The organism is Chryseobacterium sp. 2VB (assembly GCF_005503635.1).
GTDB lineage: Bacteria > Bacteroidota > Bacteroidia > Flavobacteriales > Weeksellaceae > Chryseobacterium > Chryseobacterium cupriresistens.
Genome location: NZ_SCNC01000012.1, coordinates 17894 through 38720, shown reverse-complemented (window position 1 = coordinate 38720; position 20827 = coordinate 17894). Strand labels below are relative to the sequence as shown.

Annotated in this window: 20 protein-coding genes and 1 tRNA gene; all 21 read left to right on the top strand. The window is 37.1% G+C overall.

Annotated elements, in window-relative coordinates; all coding sequences use genetic code 11:
• The first annotated feature begins 46 nt into the window (after positions 1-46).
• The 21 genes from FFS26_RS12765 (at position 47) to FFS26_RS12665 (ending at position 20826) form a co-directional block, all read left to right on the top strand.
• Positions 47-117, top strand: a tRNA-Trp gene (locus FFS26_RS12765).
• 12 nt (positions 118-129) lie between these two features.
• Positions 130-336 carry a preprotein translocase subunit SecE gene (gene secE, locus FFS26_RS12760; RefSeq protein WP_002976410.1) on the top strand — a complete coding sequence of 69 codons (207 nt, stop codon included), beginning with the start codon at positions 130-132 and terminating at the stop codon, positions 334-336.
• A gap of 19 nt (positions 337-355) precedes the next feature.
• On the top strand, positions 356-898 hold the full coding sequence (nusG, locus tag FFS26_RS12755) for a transcription termination/antitermination protein NusG (RefSeq protein ID WP_002976412.1): 543 nt from the start codon (positions 356-358) through the stop codon (positions 896-898).
• A 518-nt stretch (positions 899-1416) separates the two neighbouring features.
• Entirely contained in the window at positions 1417-2037 is a 621-nt protein-coding gene (locus FFS26_RS12750; protein WP_137905187.1) for a hypothetical protein, read from the top strand.
• An 11-nt stretch (positions 2038-2048) separates the two neighbouring features.
• Entirely contained in the window at positions 2049-2696 is a 648-nt protein-coding gene (locus tag FFS26_RS12745; RefSeq protein ID WP_137905186.1) for a hypothetical protein, read from the top strand.
• Between the two features lie 7 nt (positions 2697-2703).
• Positions 2704-3372, top strand: a complete 669-nt coding sequence (locus FFS26_RS12740) for a hypothetical protein (protein WP_137905185.1) — start codon at positions 2704-2706, stop codon at positions 3370-3372.
• Positions 3373-3638: 266 nt separating this feature from the next.
• A complete protein-coding gene (rplK, locus tag FFS26_RS12735) occupies positions 3639-4082 on the top strand; it encodes a 50S ribosomal protein L11 (protein ID WP_047435399.1) in 444 nt (147 codons plus the stop codon).
• A gap of 11 nt (positions 4083-4093) precedes the next feature.
• The gene (gene rplA / locus FFS26_RS12730; RefSeq protein ID WP_002976422.1) at positions 4094-4786 is read left to right on the top strand and encodes a 50S ribosomal protein L1; all 693 of its coding nucleotides are present in this window, start codon (positions 4094-4096) and stop codon (positions 4784-4786) included.
• Between the two features lie 17 nt (positions 4787-4803).
• Positions 4804-5391, top strand: a complete 588-nt coding sequence (gene rplJ / locus FFS26_RS12725) for a 50S ribosomal protein L10 (protein WP_110008215.1) — start codon at positions 4804-4806, stop codon at positions 5389-5391.
• Between the two features lie 46 nt (positions 5392-5437).
• Positions 5438-5806, top strand: a complete 369-nt coding sequence (gene rplL, locus FFS26_RS12720; RefSeq protein ID WP_062675820.1) for a 50S ribosomal protein L7/L12 — start codon at positions 5438-5440, stop codon at positions 5804-5806.
• A gap of 269 nt (positions 5807-6075) precedes the next feature.
• Positions 6076-6525, top strand: coding sequence for a hypothetical protein (locus FFS26_RS12715; RefSeq protein ID WP_137905184.1), 450 nt, complete (start codon positions 6076-6078; stop codon positions 6523-6525).
• A gap of 581 nt (positions 6526-7106) precedes the next feature.
• Entirely contained in the window at positions 7107-10928 is a 3822-nt protein-coding gene (rpoB, locus tag FFS26_RS12710; RefSeq protein WP_137905183.1) for a DNA-directed RNA polymerase subunit beta, read from the top strand.
• Positions 10929-11055: 127 nt separating this feature from the next.
• Complete coding sequence (gene rpoC / locus FFS26_RS12705; protein WP_110008212.1) at positions 11056-15321, top strand: DNA-directed RNA polymerase subunit beta'; 4266 nt, start codon at positions 11056-11058, stop codon at positions 15319-15321.
• 87 nt (positions 15322-15408) lie between these two features.
• Positions 15409-15714, top strand: coding sequence for a DUF3467 domain-containing protein (locus FFS26_RS12700; RefSeq protein WP_002976436.1), 306 nt, complete (start codon positions 15409-15411; stop codon positions 15712-15714).
• Between the two features lie 294 nt (positions 15715-16008).
• Positions 16009-16659, top strand: coding sequence for a Crp/Fnr family transcriptional regulator (locus FFS26_RS12695; RefSeq protein ID WP_110008211.1), 651 nt, complete (start codon positions 16009-16011; stop codon positions 16657-16659).
• Between the two features lie 125 nt (positions 16660-16784).
• Entirely contained in the window at positions 16785-17627 is an 843-nt protein-coding gene (locus FFS26_RS12690) for a DUF5777 family beta-barrel protein (protein WP_110008210.1), read from the top strand.
• A gap of 1 nt (position 17628) precedes the next feature.
• The gene (locus tag FFS26_RS12685; RefSeq protein ID WP_228406421.1) at positions 17629-17976 is read left to right on the top strand and encodes a hypothetical protein; all 348 of its coding nucleotides are present in this window, start codon (positions 17629-17631) and stop codon (positions 17974-17976) included.
• An 11-nt stretch (positions 17977-17987) separates the two neighbouring features.
• The gene (locus tag FFS26_RS12680) at positions 17988-18533 is read left to right on the top strand and encodes a YceI family protein (RefSeq protein ID WP_110008322.1); all 546 of its coding nucleotides are present in this window, start codon (positions 17988-17990) and stop codon (positions 18531-18533) included.
• The gene (locus FFS26_RS12675; RefSeq protein WP_137905182.1) at positions 18530-19054 is read left to right on the top strand and encodes an ankyrin repeat domain-containing protein; all 525 of its coding nucleotides are present in this window, start codon (positions 18530-18532) and stop codon (positions 19052-19054) included. The genes FFS26_RS12680 and FFS26_RS12675 overlap by 4 nt, the downstream gene beginning before the upstream one ends.
• A gap of 1 nt (position 19055) precedes the next feature.
• Positions 19056-19805: a DOMON domain-containing protein gene (locus FFS26_RS12670; RefSeq protein WP_110008207.1), complete on the top strand. Its 750-nt coding sequence runs from the start codon at positions 19056-19058 to the stop codon at positions 19803-19805.
• Positions 19806-19980: 175 nt separating this feature from the next.
• Positions 19981-20826 (top strand): GNAT family N-acetyltransferase, encoded by an 846-nt coding sequence (locus FFS26_RS12665; RefSeq protein ID WP_110008206.1) that lies wholly within the window; start codon positions 19981-19983, stop codon positions 20824-20826.
• The last annotated feature ends 1 nt before the right edge of the window (position 20827 follow it).

The window sequence follows — 20827 nt, the reverse complement described above, 5'->3', positions numbered from 1 at the left end:
AAAAAAGCTTCCGTAAGGAACATTCTTTACGGAGCTTTTTTTAACTACGGGCATCGTCCAATGGTAGGATACCGGTCTCCAAAACCGTTGATCAGGGTTCGAATCCTTGTGCCCGTGCAAATATAAATTATGAGTTCATTTGTCGATTTTTTAAAAGGTTCTTATAACGAATTCAGACATAAAGTTGAATGGCCAAAATGGGCTGACCTTCAGTCTTCTACAATTGTAGTGACTATTGCGACAGTTATTCTGGCTTTATTTACCTTTGGAGTTGATGAATTGTTTTCAAAAGCAATCAGCAACATAATAGGAATGCTAATCAACTTGTTCAATTAATAATTAAGTATTTTCCATAATGAGCGAATTGAAATGGTATGTGCTGAAAGCAATCAGCGGACAGGAAAATAAAGTGAAAAACTATATTGAGACAGAAATCAAACGTTTAGGGTTTGAGCAGTACGTTACTCAAGTGGTTATTCCTATGGAAAAGGTAATCCAGATTAGAAACGGTAAAAAAGTTCCTAAAGAGAGACCTTACTATCCTGGCTACCTGATGATTGAAGCTGACCTGATGGGAGAGATTCCTCACGTTATTAAAAATATCCCTGGAGTTATTTCTTTCTTAAGTTTAACAAAAGGAGGTGATCCTGTTCCAATGAGAAAATCAGAGGTTAACAGAATGCTTGGAAGAATGGATGAACTTTCAGAATTTGCAAGCGATGTTGAAATTCCTTATGTAGTAGGTGAAAACGTTAAAGTAATCGATGGACCTTTCAACGGATTCAATGGTACAGTTGAGAAGATTCTTGAAGACAAAAAGAAAATTGAAGTTTCTGTATTGATCTTCGGTAGAAAAACTCCAATGGAATTGAGCTACATGCAAGTAGAAAAAGTATAATATATTACTTATAAAATATAAAAAAGACTGCTTTTAAAGCAGTCTTTTTTCGTTGATACCATTTCAATATATTTTGACAATAATCTCTGGCGATGCTTCTCAGTTATTTTTTCGGTAAAATAATAATGCAGCTCTATTAATTCATAATGAAATATTGAAATTGAATCTTTATATTTTTTTTACTCTAGCTAGAGTTTTTTTAAGTTTGTTAAAATTATTATGTTGATTTTCAAATTTCATAAGTCTGCTGGCTACTTCTATAAAGTAGTTTACTTTGATTAAATTATCACCGTTACGTGATTATTTTTTGTTTTTTATGAATCAAGTTCCTTTTAGTTCCTTAATTCACTTTCATATGGCATACTTCTTGCAACCAAGCTGTTAGCTAATCCACAAAATTTTATTCTTTTTATTTCATACACTGGTTACAGAGGTATGGACATTCTTTGTTGTTTTTAAATAAGAATAGAATTCAGATAAGCCACCAAAGAGCATAAGCTTTATAAACACATAACTCAATGACAAAAATTATTTCGATGATCACTCTGGTGGGCACATGTGTGTTCATGAGTGCGCAGGTTGGCATCAATACTGCGACACCAGAAAAAGAGCTTACCGTAAACGGTACAATGAAGACATCAGGAATTGTTTTTAAACAACCCCTGGAAAAACTGAAAGCGGACGAGAATTACACTTTCATTATCAAATCTCCGGCACCGGACAACAAAATTACAGCGTACAATGATTCTTTTGTACCTAATTCACCGGCTCCTATTAACCTTGTTCAATTCAAAATTACCTGCGATCCTAATGACAAAGATTGGGTAAACCAATTTGACACCAAGATCAATTCCAGCAAATTTTTAGTGGTTATCTCGTCTTTTGGTTTTACACAGCCTACAAGAACTTATTCCGGAGACTGGCTTACCCCAGTGCCACAGATCTTTGCTTACTCTTCAGGAGGGACATGGAAGCTTAAGGCAGATTACCATGGATTTGCCCCTGATAATTCTTTACCTACAGGAGTCTGGACACTCAACTTACTGGTGTTTGACAGGTCGTACGCGAAAGATTTTAATTCAACACAAAACCTTAATGGGGCAGCTACTGGTGCTGCGACAGCTCCATTAATTCAATAAAAACATAAATTATGAAAAAAATTATTGCGATACTCTTTACGGGTTTTGCTGCTTTAAGCATAAATGCACAAGTAGGAATAAATACTAAAACACCCAAAGGAACTCTTGATGTTGAAGGGGAAACATTAGTAGAATCTTATTTAATAGATACTGAAAATACAAAGGCAAGCGGAAACTATCTTCTTCTTACCCGGTCAAAAGATACTTCACCGGTAGGTAAGGTGAAGCTGTTGGATATATCGCTCCGTAATGTAGCCCCTGTAAATATGTATAATGTTGTATTGAAAAATGTAAGACAGGATGAAGTTGTGAATCTCAATACAGGATTAGATGCAAGTAAATATGTGGTGGCCATTACAGGTGCTGTTTTTACAGGAGCGGTTTCAGCAGCGAACACAAGTACGACCCCAAAATCGTATGGTTCTTACTCAACTGAAATTACACAGGTGACCAGCGGCGGTAAACAGTATCATGCTATTAATTTAGCTTTTAAAGGAGCAGGAACTGTTTCTTCCATCAATGGAACCTGGACACTTACCTTAAATGTCTTTGAAAAATCCTTAGTGAAAGACTGGGGAACTTTTAACGGTTCTGTTTCAGCATCTGCTTCACCGGGATATTCGGGAGTATCAACCAATACGCCACTGGGCCTTCAATAAAAAAACTATGGAAAGAAAAATTTATATCACAATAATCCTATATCTTGGGATGTTTTTAAATGCCCAGAAAGGAAAAGTAGGGATCAACACTGCTAATCCCGCAGAAACACTTGATGTTAATGGAAAAACATATACGAATTCCTTATATTTAAGAAATCCGGGAGAACCTACGATGACAGGAGGAACCTTTTTAGCCACTTCGCAGAATGCCTTACAATTGTATGATCCGGCTTTGGAAAGCAGCGGGCTGTTCAATTATCTTAAACTTACCCTTACCGGTGTACCTGGAACAGGCATTACAGATTATGATACTAAAATTGATGCCAACAACTTTTTGGTTATCCTCCACAATTATTCCTTCAAGCTGAACGATGGAAATACGAGTGTAATGCTTGATTATGGCGACAACGGTGTGAATGATAACAAACAGGGATCACCGGATGTAGTGGCTTTCAAAAGTAACGGAACATGGCATGTCAGAGCTAGATTTACAGATAGCAGAATGATTGCCACCAACACAACTACACCATCAAGAACCTATAATAACTTTACGGTTGATCTTTATCTGATGGCTTACAAAAGATTAATTGAAAAGCAAAATATAAACGATATCAATGATGATCTTGGAGGAAACGACGGTTCTACAAAAACAATTAATAAACCTTCAGGTTTTTAATCAGCCTTCCTTTTAAAATATTTTAAAACGGTTATTTGCATAAAATAACCGTTTTCGTTTTTACTGACTGTATTTTCAATTCTTTGACAGGGAAACATGATTTATTTTTCTAAAACTTTTAAAAATCAGCAATTTCCGTTTGCTATTTCAAAAATATTTTATACTTTTGCAGTCCAAAAAGTAGGTTTATTGTTATGTGAGTGCATAACCTACTGAATAATAAATGCTTCCAAACTCATTAATTATTCAAATTTAAAAAACAAACAATGGCTAAGAAAGTCTTTAAAATGGTAAAGCTTCAGGTGAAAGGTGGCGCAGCTAACCCTTCTCCACCAGTAGGTCCAGCATTGGGTTCTGCAGGTGTGAACATCATGGAGTTTTGTAAGCAATTTAACGGAAGAACCCAAGATAAGCCAGGGCAAGTTTTACCTGTAGTAATTACAGTATACGAAGACAAATCTTTTGAATTCGTTATTAAAACTCCACCTGCAGCAATCCAGCTAATGGATGCAGCTAAGATCAAGGGAGGTTCTGGTGAACCAAACAGAAACAAAGTAGGTTCTGTAACTTGGGAACAGGTAAAGAAAATCGCTGAAGATAAAATGGCGGATCTTAACTGTTTTACAATGGACTCTGCTCTTTCTATGGTTGCAGGTACTGCCAGATCTATGGGATTAAGAGTAACAGGAACTAAACCAACTAACGCTTAAAACTTAAAGAAATGGCAAAATTAACTAAAAAGCAAAAGGAAGCTTTAAGCAAAGTAGAAAAAGGAAGAATCTATAACCTTGAAGAAGGTTCAGCTCTTGTAAAAGAAGTGAACACTACAAAGTTTGATGCTTCTGTAGATATCGCTGTAAGATTAGGAGTAGACCCTAGAAAAGCAAACCAAATGGTAAGAGGTGTTGTATCTCTTCCTCACGGTACTGGTAAAGATGTTAAAGTATTAGCTCTTGTAACTCCAGATAAAGAAGCAGAAGCTAAAGCTGCTGGTGCTGACTATGTAGGTCTTGACGAATATTTACAAAAAATCAAAGAAGGTTGGACAGATGTTGACGTTATCGTTACGATGCCAGCTGTAATGGGTAAATTAGGTCCATTAGGTAGAGTATTAGGTCCAAGAGGTTTAATGCCAAACCCTAAATCAGGAACTGTAACAATGGAAATTGGTAAAGCAGTAACTGAAGTAAAAGCAGGTAAAATTGATTTCAAAGTAGACAAGTATGGTATTATCCATGCTGGTATTGGTAAAGTATCTTTCGATGCTGCCAAGATCAAAGAAAATGCTCAGGAATTAATCCAGACATTGATCAAAATGAAACCAACTGCTGCTAAAGGAACTTATGTGAAGAGTATTTATTTATCTTCTACAATGAGCCCAGGTATTGCAATTGATACTAAATCTGTTAACTAATAATAATCCTTAAGACAATGACAAAAGACCAAAAAGTTGTAGCAATACAAGAGATCAAAGATTTGCTTCAGGATGCAAAAGTAGTATACGTAGCAGATTTAGAAGGTTTGAACGCTGGTAAATCTTCAGATTTCAGAAGACAGGCTTTCAAACAAAATATCAAAGTGAAAGTTGTAAAAAATACACTTTTACAAAAAGCAATGGAGCAAATTGAAGGAGTTGATTACTCTGAAATGTTCCCATCTTTCAAAGGGAACTCAGCGTTAATGATTGCTGAAACAGCAAACGCTCCTGCGAAATTGATCCAAGGATTCAGAAAGAAAGAAGAAAAGCCAGCTTTAAAGTCTGCTTTTGTTCAAGAAACTTTCTACGTTGGTGACAACAACCTGGACATGTTGGCTAACATCAAGTCTAGAGAAGAAATGATCGGTGAAATCATCGGATTACTTCAGTCTCCAATCCAGAGAGTTGTTTCTGCTCTTCAAAACAAACCTGAAACTGTAGAAGCTAAAGCTGAAGAAGCTGCTCCTGCGGTAGAAGAAACTCCTGCTGAAGCTCCTGAAGCTGCTGCAGAAAGCACTGACGAAACGCCAGCTGCTGAATAATTACACTCAAAAAATTAAATAAATAATCAACAAAAACATTACAACAATGTCAGATTTAAAAAATTTAGCTGAAACGCTAGTAAACCTAACTGTAAAAGACGTAAACGAATTAGCTGCTATCCTTAAGGATGAGTACGGAATTGAGCCAGCTGCTGCTGCTGTAGTTGTTGCTGCAGGTGGTGCAGGTGATGCTGCTGAAGAAAAGACTGAATTCGATGTAATTCTTAAGTCTGCAGGTGCTTCTAAATTAGCTATCGTTAAATTAGTAAAAGATTTAACTGGTGCTGGTCTTAAAGAAGCTAAAGATATCGTAGACGGAGCTCCTGCTGCAATTAAGCAAGGTGTTTCTAAAGACGAAGCTGAAGCTCTTAAGAAGCAATTAGAAGAAGCTGGTGCTGAAGTAGAATTGAAATAATTTCAATTGTATTATAAATAAAGAAGCCCGGGCATTTGCCCGGGCTTTTTTGTATGTAAGCTTTTGTAAATGTGTCTTTTAATTTTTAATAGTAATATAATATTGTTATTACTAATACTGATATAGTTTTTTATGATTGCATATTTTGTGGTAACATATGATTTTTTTTATGTTTATTATTGTGTTTAATTATTTTATGTGAATTTTTGTTAGTTAATTATTGTTTTAATTGAAAAAATATTATATTTGTATTGAAAAAAACACAATAATTGGATAGAAATAACCTTCTTTTCTTTGGTCATAAGATTACGCTTCTAAAGATTTTGACGGCTATAGGAAAACTAAACACGAAGATAATATCTCTAATAAGGGCAAAGCCTGGGTTCTCATATGGTACAGCTATTACCAATCATTTATGGGGTTGCTTTGCTGATGTTTCCGTTTATTATTGGACAGGTTTGTATAACGGTTCTGCCGGTCAAAAAGAAAGCTATTGGTTATGTAATAAAGGTTTCCGGGATAATTTTCCTTTTTTTAAAACAGCAATTCTGAAATGTCCTTCCTCAGAAGTAGTAAATCGACTGCCTAATAGAATGGATGGCATTATTCATAATCCTGTAACATCTTATAATTATAAGCGCCTTTGTGGTGTTATTTATAAATTAGATGAGAATAGAATTGTCCTTTCAAAAAATACATTTATAAAAAACATCAAATAGCATAGAAATGAAAAATAAATTATTAACCATCGTTCTACTAATGATCTGTAAGTTTCCGGGAAATCGCCCAGGTAGGTATTTGTATTTATACAGTCACGGGAACCCCAAAAATAAAATCTTATAAGGTTATTGTGAGATAATCGTAGGATTAGCTTGTGTTGTGGAGGGGGTGCTCATATTTGGGCAGCCTCTCTCGTTTTTAAGAGTCTCAAAATGAGATGATTTATTTGTTTTTGTGGATAACTTTTTGTATCTTTGCCCTTCTTTTGGCGCGAAAAATTGTATGTAAATTTATAAAATACTGAAAATCAACTCTTTCACTATGTAAAAGTGGAGGGGATTTCGTGTATATAAATACTGCGGTAATACAGCCTCAAAAGTAATAAAAATATTTTGCATTACGCTGTGAAAAGATATACCAGTGTTGCAGTTAGAAAGAACCAGGTAGGAAGTTTAAAAGAATCTAAGGTCCTTTGTGAGCGCCAAAAACACTTTTACCTTTTACTTTTATCTTGTTTCTTGTTCTTTTCTGATATTTTTTAATGAATCAAAATATTTTTTAACCCTTTCTTAAAAGTTTTATGAGTAAAACAAAATCAACAACTCAAGGAAATCCGAGAATTAATTTCTCATCAGCGAAAGGAAAAATCATCACTCCGGACTTTTTGGATATCCAAATTGAATCTTTCAGAGAATTTTTCCAGCTTGATACACTTCCTGAAGCCAGAAAGACAGAAGCTCTTTACAAGACTTTCCAAGAGAATTTCCCAATTACGGATTCAAGAAACCAATTCGTATTAGAATTCTTAGACTATCTGGTAGATTCTCCACGTTATTCAATCGATGAGTGTGTGGAAAGAGGACTTACTTATTCAGTTCCTCTAAAAGCTAGACTTAAACTGTATTGTACTGACCCGGAACATGAAGATTTCCAGACTGTGGTTCAGGACGTATACTTAGGTCCGGTTCCTTATATGACGCCAAGTGGTTCTTTTATCATCAATGGTGCTGAAAGAGTTATCGTTACGCAGCTTCACCGTTCACCTGGTGTATTCTTCGGACAAACTTACCACGCAAACGGAACCAAACTTTACTATTCAAGAATTATCCCTTTCAAAGGATCTTGGATGGAATTTACAACTGATATCAACAGCGTAATGTACGCGTATATCGACCGTAAGAAAAAATTACCATTAACAACTTTATTAAGAGCAATCGGTTACGAATCTGACAAGGATATCCTTCAGATCTTTGACCTTGCTGAAGAAGTGAAAGTTTCTAAAGCTGCCCTTAAAAAAGTAGAAGGAAGAACATTGGCTGCGAGAGTATTGAACACCTGGTTCGAAGATTTCGTAGACGAAGATACAGGTGAGGTAGTTTCTATTGAAAGAAACGAAATCATCCTGGATAGAGAAACGATTCTTGAAAAAGAACATTTGGATCTTATTCTTGATGCTGGTGTGAAGTCAATCCTGATTCACAAAGAAAACAGCAACGAATTCTCTATCATCCAGAATACATTACAAAAAGACCCTACTAACTCTGAAAAAGAAGCGGTAGAGTATATTTATCGTCAGTTAAGAAACGCAGATCCGCCAGATGAGGAAACAGCAAGAGGAATCATTGAAAAATTATTCTTCTCTGAGCAGAGATATTCATTAGGTGAAGTTGGACGTTACAGATTGAACAAAAAGCTAGGTCTTAACATTCCAACGACAACTGAGGTTCTTACAAAAGAAGATATCATTGCTATTGTAAGACACTTAATCGAGCTTGTCAACTCTAAAGCAGAGGTTGATGATATTGACCACTTATCCAACAGAAGAATTAAAACTGTTGGTGAGCAGTTGGCTGGACAGTTCGGGGTAGGTCTTTCAAGAATTGCAAGAACAATCAAGGAAAGAATGAACGTTAGAGATAACGAAATCTTTACTCCGCTTGACCTTGTAAATGCAAAGACATTGACATCAGTAATCAACTCGTTCTTTGGTACCAACCAGCTTTCTCAGTTTATGGACCAAACCAACCCTCTATCAGAGATCACTCACAAGAGAAGATTATCTGCACTGGGGCCTGGTGGTTTATCAAGAGAAAGAGCAGGTTTCGAGGTTCGAGACGTTCACCACACTCACTACGGAAGAATTTGTCCGATTGAAACTCCGGAAGGACCAAACATCGGTTTGATTTCATCTTTAGGTATTTATGCTAAAATCAACAGACTAGGTTTCATCGAAACTCCATATAGAAAAGTAGAAGGCGGTAAGATTGAGCTTAACGCAGATCCTATCTACTTAAATGCGGAAGATGAAGAATCTAAAGTAATTGCTCAGGCAAACGTTGAATTGAGCGACAACGGTGAATTTGAAACAGACAGAATCATTGCAAGATTGGATGGTGACTATCCGGTAGTAGAACCTAGCCAGGTAGATCTTATCGATGTAGCACCAAACCAGATTTCCGGTATTTCTGCTTCATTAATTCCATTCCTGGAACATGATGATGCGAACCGTGCATTGATGGGATCCAACATGATGCGTCAGGCCGTTCCTCTATTGAAGCCACAGGCTCCAATCGTTGGTACAGGGCTTGAGCAGCAGGTTGCAAGAGATTCAAGAATTTTAATTAACGCTGAAGGTACGGGTACAGTACAGTACGTAGATGCTGACAGAATCGTTATTAAATACGAAAGAAGCGAAGACGAAGATTTAGTACAATTCGAGTCTGCTACTAAAACATACAACCTTACTAAGTTCAGAAAAACGAACCAGAGTACAACCATTACCCTAAGACCAAACGTAAGAGTAGGTGATGTAGTGGAAAAAGGACAGGTACTTTGCGACGGGTATGCTACTGAAAAAGGAGAATTGGCTCTTGGTAGAAACTTAGTGGTAGCGTTCATGCCTTGGAAAGGGTACAACTTCGAGGATGCAATCGTAATCAACGAAAAAGTTGTACGTGAGGACTGGTTTACTTCAATCCACGTAGATGAATATTCTCTTGAAGTTCGTGATACTAAATTAGGTATGGAAGAGCTTACAGCAGATATTCCAAACGTATCTGAAGAAGCTACGAAAGATCTTGACGAGAACGGTATGATCAGAATCGGTGCTGAAGTGAAGCCTGGAGATATCATGATTGGTAAAATTACTCCAAAAGGTGAATCTGACCCGACTCCTGAAGAAAAACTTCTTAGAGCAATCTTCGGTGATAAAGCTGGTGATGTGAAGGATGCTTCACTGAAAGCAGACTCATCATTAAGAGGTGTTGTTATCAACAAGAAATTGTTCTCAAGAAACATCAAAGACAAAAAGAAAAGAACTGAAGAAAAACTTAAACTTGAAGAAATTGAAAACACTTACAAGGCTAAGTTTGACGAGTTGAGAAATACGTTAATTGAAAAATTAAATACACTGGTAAGCGGTAAAACTTCTCAGGGGGTACAAAACGACCTTGACGAAGAAATCATCGGTAAAGGTGTGAAATTCACTCACAAGTTATTAACTTCAGTTGAAGATTATGTAAACGTTAGCGGTTCAGACTGGACAGTAGACGCTGACAAGAATGAATTGATCAAACAATTGATTCACAATTACAAAATCAAATATAACGACATTCAAGGAGTTAAAAACCGTGAGAAATTTGCTATTTCAATCGGAGATGAACTTCCTGCAGGTATCATGAAGCTGGCTAAAGTTTACATCGCTAAGAAACGTAAACTGAATGTAGGAGATAAAATGGCAGGACGTCACGGTAACAAAGGTATCGTTTCAAGAATCGTTCGTGAAGAAGATATGCCATTCCTGGAAGACGGAACACCTGTAGATATCGTATTGAATCCACTTGGGGTACCTTCCCGTATGAACATCGGTCAGATTTATGAAACAGTTCTTGGATGGGCTGGTCAGAAGCTGGGTATGAAGTTCGCTACACCAATCTTCGATGGAGCAACTCTTGATCAGATTACTGAATATACAGACAAAGCAGGTCTTCCTAAATTCGGTCACACTTACCTTTATGATGGTGGTACCGGAGAAAGATTTACTCAGGCTGCGACTGTAGGGGTTATTTACATGCTGAAATTAGGACACATGGTTGATGACAAAATGCACGCACGTTCTATCGGTCCTTACTCATTGATTACTCAGCAGCCGTTAGGAGGTAAAGCTCAGTTCGGAGGTCAGAGATTCGGAGAGATGGAGGTTTGGGCACTTGAAGCATTCGGTGCATCTAACATCCTGAGAGAGATCCTTACTGTGAAGTCGGATGACGTGATTGGTAGAGCAAAAACTTATGAAGCAATTGCAAAAGGTGAATCTATGCCTGAACCAGGTATTCCGGAATCATTCAATGTATTACTTCACGAGTTACAAGGTCTTGGATTAGACGTAAGACTTGAGGAATAAATTCCATTTGAAATTAATTTATTTGAAATTTGAAATTCTGTACGCAGATTTCAAACAAAAATTAAAATAAAATTTTTAGAGATTCATTAATCTCAAATTTCAAATGTCAAATCTCAAATAACAAAAAATGTCAAATAAAAATAAATCAAGTAGATTTAATAAAATAACCATCGGTTTAGCTTCACCGGAGTCTATTTTACAAGACTCAAGAGGGGAGGTTTTAAAACCGGAAACTATTAACTACAGAACTCACAAGCCTGAAAGAGATGGGCTATTTTGTGAGAAAATCTTTGGTCCTGTAAAGGATTACGAATGTGCTTGTGGTAAATACAAGAGAATTCGTTACAAAGGGATCGTTTGTGACCGTTGTGGAGTAGAAGTTACTGAGAAAAAAGTAAGAAGAGAGAGAATCGGGCACATCAACCTTGTAGTTCCAATTGCACACATCTGGTATTTCCGTTCATTACCAAACAAAATCGGATACCTTTTAGGAATTCCTTCTAAGAAATTAGATATGATCATCTACTACGAAAGATATGTGGTGATTCAGCAAGGTATTGCTAAAAAATTAGACGGTTCTGATTTTGAAAATATGGAATTCCTTACAGAAGAAGAGTATCTTGATATCATGGAAACTCTTCCTGTAGAAAACCAGTATCTTGATGATTCTGATCCAAACAAATTCATCGCCAGAATGGGGGCTGAAGCTGTGGAAGATCTATTAAAAAGAATCGATCTTGATGCATTGTCTTTCGACTTGAGACACAAAGCTCACAACGAAGGTTCAAAACAAAGAAGAACTGAAGCTCTTAAGAGATTGAACGTGGTAGAAGCATTGAGAGGTGCTAATACAAGAATGATCAACAGACCAGAGTGGATGATCATGCGTGTGCTTCCTGTTATCCCGCCAGAACTAAGACCATTGGTTCCATTGGATGGAGGACGTTTCGCAACTTCTGACCTGAATGACCTTTACAGAAGAGTTATCATCAGAAATAACCGTTTGAAGAGATTATTGGAGATCAAAGCTCCTGAAGTGATCTTGAGAAACGAGAAGCGTATGCTTCAGGAATCTGTAGATTCATTATTCGATAACACAAGAAAATCTTCTGCAGTAAAATCTGAGTCAAACAGACCATTGAAATCACTTTCTGATTCATTGAAAGGTAAGCAAGGTCGTTTCCGTCAGAACTTACTAGGGAAAAGGGTTGACTACTCTGCGCGTTCGGTAATTGTTGTAGGTCCAAACTTACAGCTTCACGAATGTGGTATTCCTAAAGATATGGCAGCTGAACTTTACAAACCGTTCATCATCAGAAAACTGATTGAAAGAGGAATTGTAAAAACAGTAAAATCTGCAAAGAGAATTATCGACAGAAAAGAACCGGTAGTTTATGATATCCTTGAAAACGTGATGAAAGGTCACCCGGTACTATTGAACAGGGCACCTACGCTTCACAGACTGGGTATTCAGGCTTTCCAACCTAAGATGATCGAAGGTAAGGCAATCCAGCTGCACCCGTTAGTAACTACAGCCTTCAACGCCGATTTCGATGGTGACCAGATGGCGGTACACTTACCGTTAGGACCAGAAGCGATCCTTGAAGCTCAGTTATTGATGTTAGGTTCTCAAAACATCCTGAACCCTGCAAACGGTTCTCCAATTACAGTACCATCTCAGGACATGGTTCTTGGTCTTTATTTCATGACTAAAGAATTAAGCTCTACAGAGACGATGAAAGTAAAAGGAGAAGGTCTTGCATTCTATTCTCCTGAAGAAGCGGAAATTGCTTATGCTGAAGGAAGAGTATCTTTAAATGCTAAAGTAAGATGTAGACTACCTATCAAAGAAGACGGAGAAATCGTTACAAGACTAATCGAAACTTCTGTAGGTAGAATCCTGTTCAACCAGATTGTACCTAAGCAGGTAGGATATATCAATGAACTTCTGACTAAGAAATCATTGAGAAACGTTATCGGTAAGATCCTTGCTGATACGGATTTCCCTACCACTGTGAAGTTCCTTGATGCAATGAAAGACCTAGGGTATTCAAACGCATTCAAAGGAGGTCTTTCTTTCTCACTTGGGGATATCGTAGTTCCTGTTGAGAAAAAGCAGATGATTGCACAATCAATCGAAACTGTAGACGAAATTAGAGCCAACTATAACATGGGTCTGATTACCGATACAGAACGTTATAACCAGGTAATCGACGTTTGGACAAATACCAACGCCGGATTAACTGAAATGATCATGAGCAGAATGAAAACTGACCAAGGTGGTTTCAACTCTGTATACATGATGCTTGACTCTGGAGCGAGGGGTTCTAAAGAACAGATCCGTCAGTTATCAGGGATGAGAGGTTTGATGGCAAAACCGCAGAAAGCTGGTTCTACCGGAGCGGAGATCATCGAAAACCCGATCCTTGCCAACTTTAAGGAAGGTCTTTCGATTCTAGAGTACTTTATCTCTACCCACGGTGCCCGTAAAGGTCTTGCGGATACCGCTCTTAAGACAGCCGACGCCGGTTACTTAACGAGAAGATTGGTAGACGTTGCACAGGACGTTATCGTTACAGAAGACGACTGTGGAACTCTAAGAGGTACAGAAGTTACTGCACTTAAGAAAAATGACGAGATCGTTGAAAGAATCTCTGAAAGAATCTTAGGTAGAGTATCTCTTCATAATATTTACGATCCTGAAACTGACGAGCTTATCGCAAGTGCAGATCAGGTGATCATTGAATCTTTGGCGAAGAGAATCGAAGAAGCTGGATTAGAAGCTGTGGAGGTTCGTTCACCATTAACTTGTGAAGCTAAGAAAGGTATCTGTGCGAAATGTTACGGTAGAAACTTGGCAACAGGTAAAGTGATTCACATGGGTGAAGCGGTAGGTGTAATTGCAGCACAATCCATTGGGGAACCAGGTACTCAGCTTACGTTGAGAACCTTCCACCAAGGGGGTACTGCAGGAAACGTATCAGAAAACCCATCTATCGTGGCAAGAAGAGATGGTATCGTAGAAATGGATGAAGTAAGAACTATTACTTCAGAAGATGAAAACGGTAATACAGCTGAGGTCGTGGTTTCCCGTTCAACAGAATTCAGATTAGTTGCTGATAATGAGTCCAGAACTCCATTAATGGTAGCTAACGTACCTTACGGATCTATATTATCTGTAAAACCAGGTGATAAAGTGAAGAAAGGAGATACAATCTGTAGATGGGATCCGTATAACGCGGTTATCATTGCTGAAACTTCAGGTAAGGTAGAATACGAGGATATCATCCAGGGTATTTCATTCCAGCTTGAAATTGACGAACAAACAGGATTCGAAGAGAAAGTAATCTCTGAATCCAGAAATAAGAAAGCCGTACCTACCCTGAAAGTGGTAGACTCTAAAGGAGTTGAGCAAAAAGCTTACAACTTACCGGTAGGAGCCCACTTAATGGTTAACGATGGTGAAAAAATTAAGGCTGGTAAAGTCTTAATCAAGATCCCAAGAAAATCTGCAAAAGCAGGGGATATCACCGGAGGTCTTCCGAGAGTTACCGAATTATTCGAAGCAAGAAACCCTTCAAACCCAGCGGTTGTTACTGAAATCGACGGGGTAGTTTCTTACGGAAAAATCAAGAGAGGTAACCGTGAACTTATTGTTGAGGCTAAAACTGGAGAAAGAAAAATTTACTTGGTAAAACTTTCCAACCAGATTCTTGTTCAGGAGAATGACTTCGTAAGAGCAGGTTCTCCACTTTCTGACGGTTCTATCACACCGGAAGATATCTTGAGAATTAAAGGTCCAACTGCCGTTCAGGAATACTTAGTAAACGAAATTCAGGAAGTTTACCGTCTACAGGGGGTAAAAATCGACGACAAGCACTTCGAAATTATCGTAAGACAGATGATGACGAAAGTATCTATCGTAGATGGAGGTGATACTCAATTCCTTGAAGGAGCTCTTGAACATAAGTATGACTTCCTGGAAGAAAACAACAGAGTATTCGGTCTTAAAGTAGTAGTAGATGCTGGTGATTCTAAAGAATTCAAGCCAGGTCAGATGATTACTGCAAGAGAATTAAGAGACGAAAACTCTAAGTTGAAGCGTGAAGATTTAGCATTGGTAGAAGTAAGAGAAGCTCTTCCTGCTACTGCAACTCCGGTACTGCAAGGTATTACAAGAGCTGCCCTTCAAACTAAGTCATTCATGTCTGCAGCATCATTCCAGGAAACAACTAAAGTTCTTAACGAAGCAGCAGTTGCTGGTAAGATAGACGATCTTAACGGTCTTAAAGAAAATGTAATTGTAGGTCACAGAATCCCTGCAGGTACAGGTCTTAAAGAATATCAGAACGTTATTGTTGGTTCTAAGAAAGAATTCGAAGACCTTAACTAAAATTAATGATTTGAAATTTGGGATTTGAAATTATTTTTATATTTTCACAATCTCAAATTTCGAATTTTAAAAACATAATTTATAACAATGGACAACAATCAAAATCCACAAGACGGAAACATCAACATCGAATTAAACGAAATGGTAGCGGCTGGTATCTATGCTAACCTTGCATTGGTAAACCACTCTCCATCTGAATTTGTAGTAGACTTTATTCAGTTGATGCCAGGTGTTCAGCAGGCTAAAGTAAGATCAAGAGTAATTCTTGCTCCACTTCACGCTAAAAGAGTGTTAAACGCTCTTCAACAGAACATCGCTAACTACGAGCAACAGTTCGGAGAAATCAAAGAAGTTGAGCCTTTCGTATTAGGAGGAAACAACGTTCAAGCTTAAGATTTCTTTTGTAATCATATAATTGCCCCGGATTTATCCGGGGCTTTTTGTTTTTTAATTAAAAAAAATAAGCATTTTAATTAAAAAACAAAAAACGCTCAAATAGGTATTTTATATATTTATGTTATTTTTACATGTATATCTATAATATATTTGTTTTTTATTGAATTATAACATCACTGAAATTCATATTGGATTTGTCTAATTGTTAATTTTCTTTAATGAGGTGAAAATATGTAGTAGGCATATATCAATTTTATATCTTTGTTTAAGAAAAAGCAGAAAATATAAGATATGATTGATAACTCGTTCGCTGTAAGTAAATTTGGCTTTTTGGGTGCCGAATTTTTATCGGAGCTTGAAAAACATGCTGTTGCTGTTGATATAAAAGCAAAAACAGAGATCATAAGAGAAGGACAGAAGAATAAATTTGTTCCTTTCCTCATAAAAGGCTCTATCAAAGTCTTTACCTTAAATGACGGAAGAGAACTGATCTACTATTATATCAAACCGAAAGATAGCTGTCTCATGACCTTTTCATCCATTCTGACAGATTATATCAGCAGGGTATATGCCATCGCAGAAGAAGATTCGCAAGCGATTCTTATTCCCGTTTCTGTCATGCACGAATGGCTTATAAGGTTTCCTGAAATTAATAAGCTCTTTTACCATGAATATGACCGGAGATTTTCAGAAGTGATGAATATGGTGAACGATGCTGTTTTTCACAGACTGGATAAGAGGGTTCTGAACTATATCAAACAACAGATTGTATCCACAGGAAACAACCCTATTAAGATTACCCATCGTGAAATTGCCAACAGTTTGGGGACTTCAAGAGAAGTGGTAAGCAGAGTTTTGAAAAAAATTGAAAGCGAAGGTGAAATTATGCAGACCAAAGAAGGAATAAAAGTTCCTGTAAATGAAAATGTTAGAACGGTCTAATTTCAATTGTTTGAAAAGTTTATTTCTATTATTGATAAAAACAATTTGACTGGTGACTTTTATCACCTATTTTTGAATTGAGAACTCAATAAGTTTGTCATATCATAATTTAATTCAAATTGTATATGACAAAAACTCTCTTATTTTTGTCAATGTTTTCTTCAGGTCTTGTCTTTGCACAGGAAGACCTGCTGAAAGATATTGACACGGTTAAAACCAATACAGAAACCTCACAACCTGCTTTCAAAGCCCTTCAGATTGTAACAGGACAATCTACAAAACTTGCAGCCAAAAAAGAATGGTACATTATCGTTGCCCATAGATTTGGTGATATAAGCGCTGGATTTAAAGACTTTTTCGGTCTTGATCATGCTTCCACCAAATTAGGTGTTATCTATGGTATTTCAGACGCAATATCTGTAAGCCTTTCCAGAGAAACCAATATGAAAACATTTGAAGGAGCAGTGAAATACAGATTGATAAAACAAAGTGAAAACTTCCCGGTGGATATTGTGGGGTATAACGTAATGGGAGCCAATACTGAACTGGATAAGGACACTTATCCTCACCTTACATTCAGTGACAGGCTTTCTTATCTTACCCAGGCATTGATCTCAAGAAGATTCAGTGATAAGCTTTCAGTACAGCTTACGCCTTCATTTGTTCATAAAAACCTTTACGAACCTACCATTGAAAACAAAAACCAGTTTCTGGCAGGTTTGGGAGGACGCTATAAAATTTCAAAACGAGTTTCTGTGAATGCAGAATACTTTGTGAATTTTGACGATCACAGTTTTTATAAAAACCCTTTATCGTTGGGCGTAGATATAGAAACCGGAGGACATGTGTTCCAGCTTTTACTGACAAACTCCCAGATTAATTCTGATATCGGATATCTTACCAATGCCACAGGAGCATGGGGAAAGGGACATATTTTCTTTGGGTTTAATCTTTACAGAGTTTTTTAATATGAAAAAGCTAACATCCTTATTGATATTGTCGTCAGCAATCATACTAACGGCTTGTGACAGCAGAACTTACGAAGAGATTTCTGATAATACACCCATCACAGCACCTGTAAAATATACAGCAGATGTAAAACCAATTGTGGATAACAGCTGTATAGGCTGTCATTCTGCGGGAAGTTTTAAACCTCTCGTTACTTATGATCAGGTAAAGAATAATATAGACGGAATTCTGGACCGTATCCAAAGACCTAATGGCGATCCCGGGAAAATGCCTCAGGGAGGATCATTATCTGCCGCTCAGATCAATATTTTCATCAAATGGAAAGCTGACGGATTAAATGAAAATTAAAATAAATGATTATGAAAAAATTAGCATTATTAAGCGTATTACTTCTCTCTGCGGGATACGCTTCGGCACAGAAATATAGCTCCAAAACAGGAAAAGTAACTTTTGAAGCATCAGTACCTCTGTTTGACGATATCTTTGCCCAGGATGATAATAATATTGTGATTCTGAATGCAGATAACGGTGAAATGGCATCTGTTTCAACCGTTAAAAACTTTCATTTTAAAACAAAATTAATGGAAGAGCATTTCAATGAAAGCTACGCTGAATCTGCAAAATATCCGAAAACTACTTTCAAAGGGAAAATTGTCAACTTTGATAAAACAAAACTTACCACAAGTCCTCAGAAATATACCGTTCAGGGAACGCTAAACTTCCATGGGGTAGACAAGGCTGTTACTTCTTCTGCCACATTATACGCAAAAGACGGCAAAATCTATATGCAGGGTGGATTTGTAGCCAGACCGGTAGATTATAAAGTGACCATTCCAAAAATGGTAACCAAGAAAGTGGCTGAAAATGTCAACATCGAATATAACTATGTAATGGTAAAACAATGAGAAATATAATCTTAGTATTGGGACTGTTCCTGAGTTCATTGTTATCTGCTCAGGAAAAAGCGAAATCAATATTTGATATTGCCAGAAGCGGAACGGTTGCTGAAGTACAGGAACTGATGAAACAAAATCCGGATGTGATCAATCAAACCAATGAATACGGATTTTCACCCCTTATTCTGGCCTGTTACAGAGGAAATACAGACGTTGCCGATTTTCTGATTGAAAATGTAAAAGATGTCAATTACAAAAGCCGTGAAGGAACGGCATTGGCAGGTCTTGCGATTAAATACAACAAAGACCTTGTAGAACATCTGCTTAAGAAAAAAGCAGATCCCAATATTGCAGATGAAACAGGATACACCCCTTTATTCTGGGCTGTAAAATCCGGAAATAAAGATCTGGTAGAACAGCTGCTGAAGTATAAAGCAGATAAAACAAAGAAAGATTCAATGGGAATGACCCCTTTCGAATATGCATTACAAACCAATAACAAGGAAATTATTAATCTTTTAAAAAATTGATATGAAAAAAACTCTACTAGCGCTAAGCGTACTTCTTGCCAATTTCGCATTGGCACAGTTTTCGTCAGGAACGGTAAACTTACCGGCAACTTCCATGACGGTGAAATTAGATACAACTCCTTCAGGAGTAACGATTACGGTAACAGGTGACAGCAACTCTATGATGGGAATAGGTTTTGGAACTACCGGGATGGCTGCGGGATCAGACGGATTTATTTATAACTCTTCTGCCAATAGAGACTATTCGTTCAATAATGTTCCTAATGCACCCTCGGCCGATGCATCTCAGGACTGGACAGAAACTTCGAACACCGTATCCGGATCTACAAGAACTGTAGTGGCAACAAGGTCACTTACAGGTGGAACAGGAGATTTTGCCATTGCCAATGCTGCGGGAACCATCAATATTTTCTATGCTCGTAAAAGTGGAGGAACTTCTTTAGGATATCATGATGCAGGACGAGGATATGCAACATTGACGATGACAGCTGCCACTTTATCCACCAATGAAATTACAGCTGATAGCAAAAAGGTAAATCTATATCCTAATCCGGCAAAATCAACCGTTAATTTCAAAAATTCTGACAAAATAAAATCCGTTGATATCTACGAAGCAACAGGCAGAAAAGTATTGTCAGTAAAACCAGATGGAGAAAGCATCAGTATTGAAAATCTGAAATCAGGAAGTTACTATCTTGAAATTCAGCTTAAAGACGGAAGTACATCTTATGAAAAACTGATCAAAGAATAATTTTTCAGAAAAAACACACCTCAATATTTTTTAAACAGATACCTCTGATTTTTCAGGGGTATCATTTTTTCTTAAAGTCCCAATTTCAGGGTGATTGCTTTAAAATTCTTATATTTGTATGTATCCTGATTCTTAATAAAGGAAAATTTTTTGACCTTATAATTTTTACGATCCTATGGAATTCAAAACCTTAGCTGATATCACAATAGATGAACTTTTATCAGTATTCAATTACTCATTTTCTGATTATGTTGTTCCTTTTCACTTGACAAAAGAAGTGCTTGTTTCAAAAATTGCAGCAGAAAAATTAGATCTGAGTTTGTCTGCCGGAGCATTTGAAGAGGGGAAACTGGTTGCCTTTATCCTTCAGTCTGAAAAAATTGAAAACGGGGAGAAAATTATTTACAATGGCGGTACAGGAGTAGTTCCGGAAAGCAGAGGCAAGGGATTGGTGAGAAAAATGTATGATTTTATCATTCCTGTTTTAAAGGATAGAAATGCCAATACCTTATTGCTTGAAGTGATTGAAGGAAATCAGCCTGCCATCAGAGCTTATGAAAATCTCGGGTTTACGATTGTACGAAGATTACTTTGCTTCAACGGAAGTATTCAGCAGGGAAAAGAAAATGCTGAGGTTTCTATTAAGGATTTGAAAGAATTTCAATGGGAGTTGTTATGTTCATTCTGGGATATTGAACCTTCATGGCAGGGATCAGTTTTCGTATTGGAACCGATGCCTGAAAATTATGTGACTTTAGGTGCTTATGAAAGGGAAAAGCTCGTCGGATATATTGTTTATGGTCCTGCATCGAAAAAAGTATATCAGTTTGCTGTAGATAAGAATTACAGAAATAAGGGAATTGGTACAAAGCTCTTTAATGCTATCAGAGAAAAAAATAACGGGCAGGCGATAGCGTTAAACAATGTGGATGATTCTTCAGAAAGTACAGATAAGTTTCTTAGCGAAAAAATAGGACTGAACAACTGGCTGTCACAATTTGAAATGAAAAGGTCTATTTAAC

Bases quoted from the DNA above. Each gene is read 5' to 3' on its own strand.
- FFS26_RS12695 (WP_110008211.1), top strand. From the start codon at position 16,009: ATGATTGATAACTCGTTCGCTGTAAGTAAATTTGGCTTTTTGGGTGCC.
- rpoC (WP_110008212.1), top strand. From the start codon at position 11,056: ATGTCAAATAAAAATAAATCAAGTAGATTTAATAAAATAACCATCGGT.
- nusG (WP_002976412.1), top strand. From the start codon at position 356: ATGAGCGAATTGAAATGGTATGTGCTGAAAGCAATCAGCGGACAGGAA.
- rpoB (WP_137905183.1), top strand. From the start codon at position 7,107: ATGAGTAAAACAAAATCAACAACTCAAGGAAATCCGAGAATTAATTTC.
- rplJ (WP_110008215.1), top strand. From the start codon at position 4,804: ATGACAAAAGACCAAAAAGTTGTAGCAATACAAGAGATCAAAGATTTG.
- FFS26_RS12675 (WP_137905182.1), top strand. From the start codon at position 18,530: ATGAGAAATATAATCTTAGTATTGGGACTGTTCCTGAGTTCATTGTTA.
- FFS26_RS12690 (WP_110008210.1), top strand. From the start codon at position 16,785: ATGACAAAAACTCTCTTATTTTTGTCAATGTTTTCTTCAGGTCTTGTC.
- FFS26_RS12745 (WP_137905186.1), top strand. From the start codon at position 2,049: ATGAAAAAAATTATTGCGATACTCTTTACGGGTTTTGCTGCTTTAAGC.
- secE (WP_002976410.1), top strand. From the start codon at position 130: ATGAGTTCATTTGTCGATTTTTTAAAAGGTTCTTATAACGAATTCAGA.
- FFS26_RS12740 (WP_137905185.1), top strand. From the start codon at position 2,704: ATGGAAAGAAAAATTTATATCACAATAATCCTATATCTTGGGATGTTT.
- FFS26_RS12700 (WP_002976436.1), top strand. From the start codon at position 15,409: ATGGACAACAATCAAAATCCACAAGACGGAAACATCAACATCGAATTA.
- rplK (WP_047435399.1), top strand. From the start codon at position 3,639: ATGGCTAAGAAAGTCTTTAAAATGGTAAAGCTTCAGGTGAAAGGTGGC.
- rplA (WP_002976422.1), top strand. From the start codon at position 4,094: ATGGCAAAATTAACTAAAAAGCAAAAGGAAGCTTTAAGCAAAGTAGAA.
- FFS26_RS12685 (WP_228406421.1), top strand. From the start codon at position 17,629: ATGAAAAAGCTAACATCCTTATTGATATTGTCGTCAGCAATCATACTA.
- FFS26_RS12750 (WP_137905187.1), top strand. From the start codon at position 1,417: ATGACAAAAATTATTTCGATGATCACTCTGGTGGGCACATGTGTGTTC.
- FFS26_RS12670 (WP_110008207.1), top strand. From the start codon at position 19,056: ATGAAAAAAACTCTACTAGCGCTAAGCGTACTTCTTGCCAATTTCGCA.
- rplL (WP_062675820.1), top strand. From the start codon at position 5,438: ATGTCAGATTTAAAAAATTTAGCTGAAACGCTAGTAAACCTAACTGTA.
- FFS26_RS12680 (WP_110008322.1), top strand. From the start codon at position 17,988: ATGAAAAAATTAGCATTATTAAGCGTATTACTTCTCTCTGCGGGATAC.
- FFS26_RS12665 (WP_110008206.1), top strand. From the start codon at position 19,981: ATGGAATTCAAAACCTTAGCTGATATCACAATAGATGAACTTTTATCA.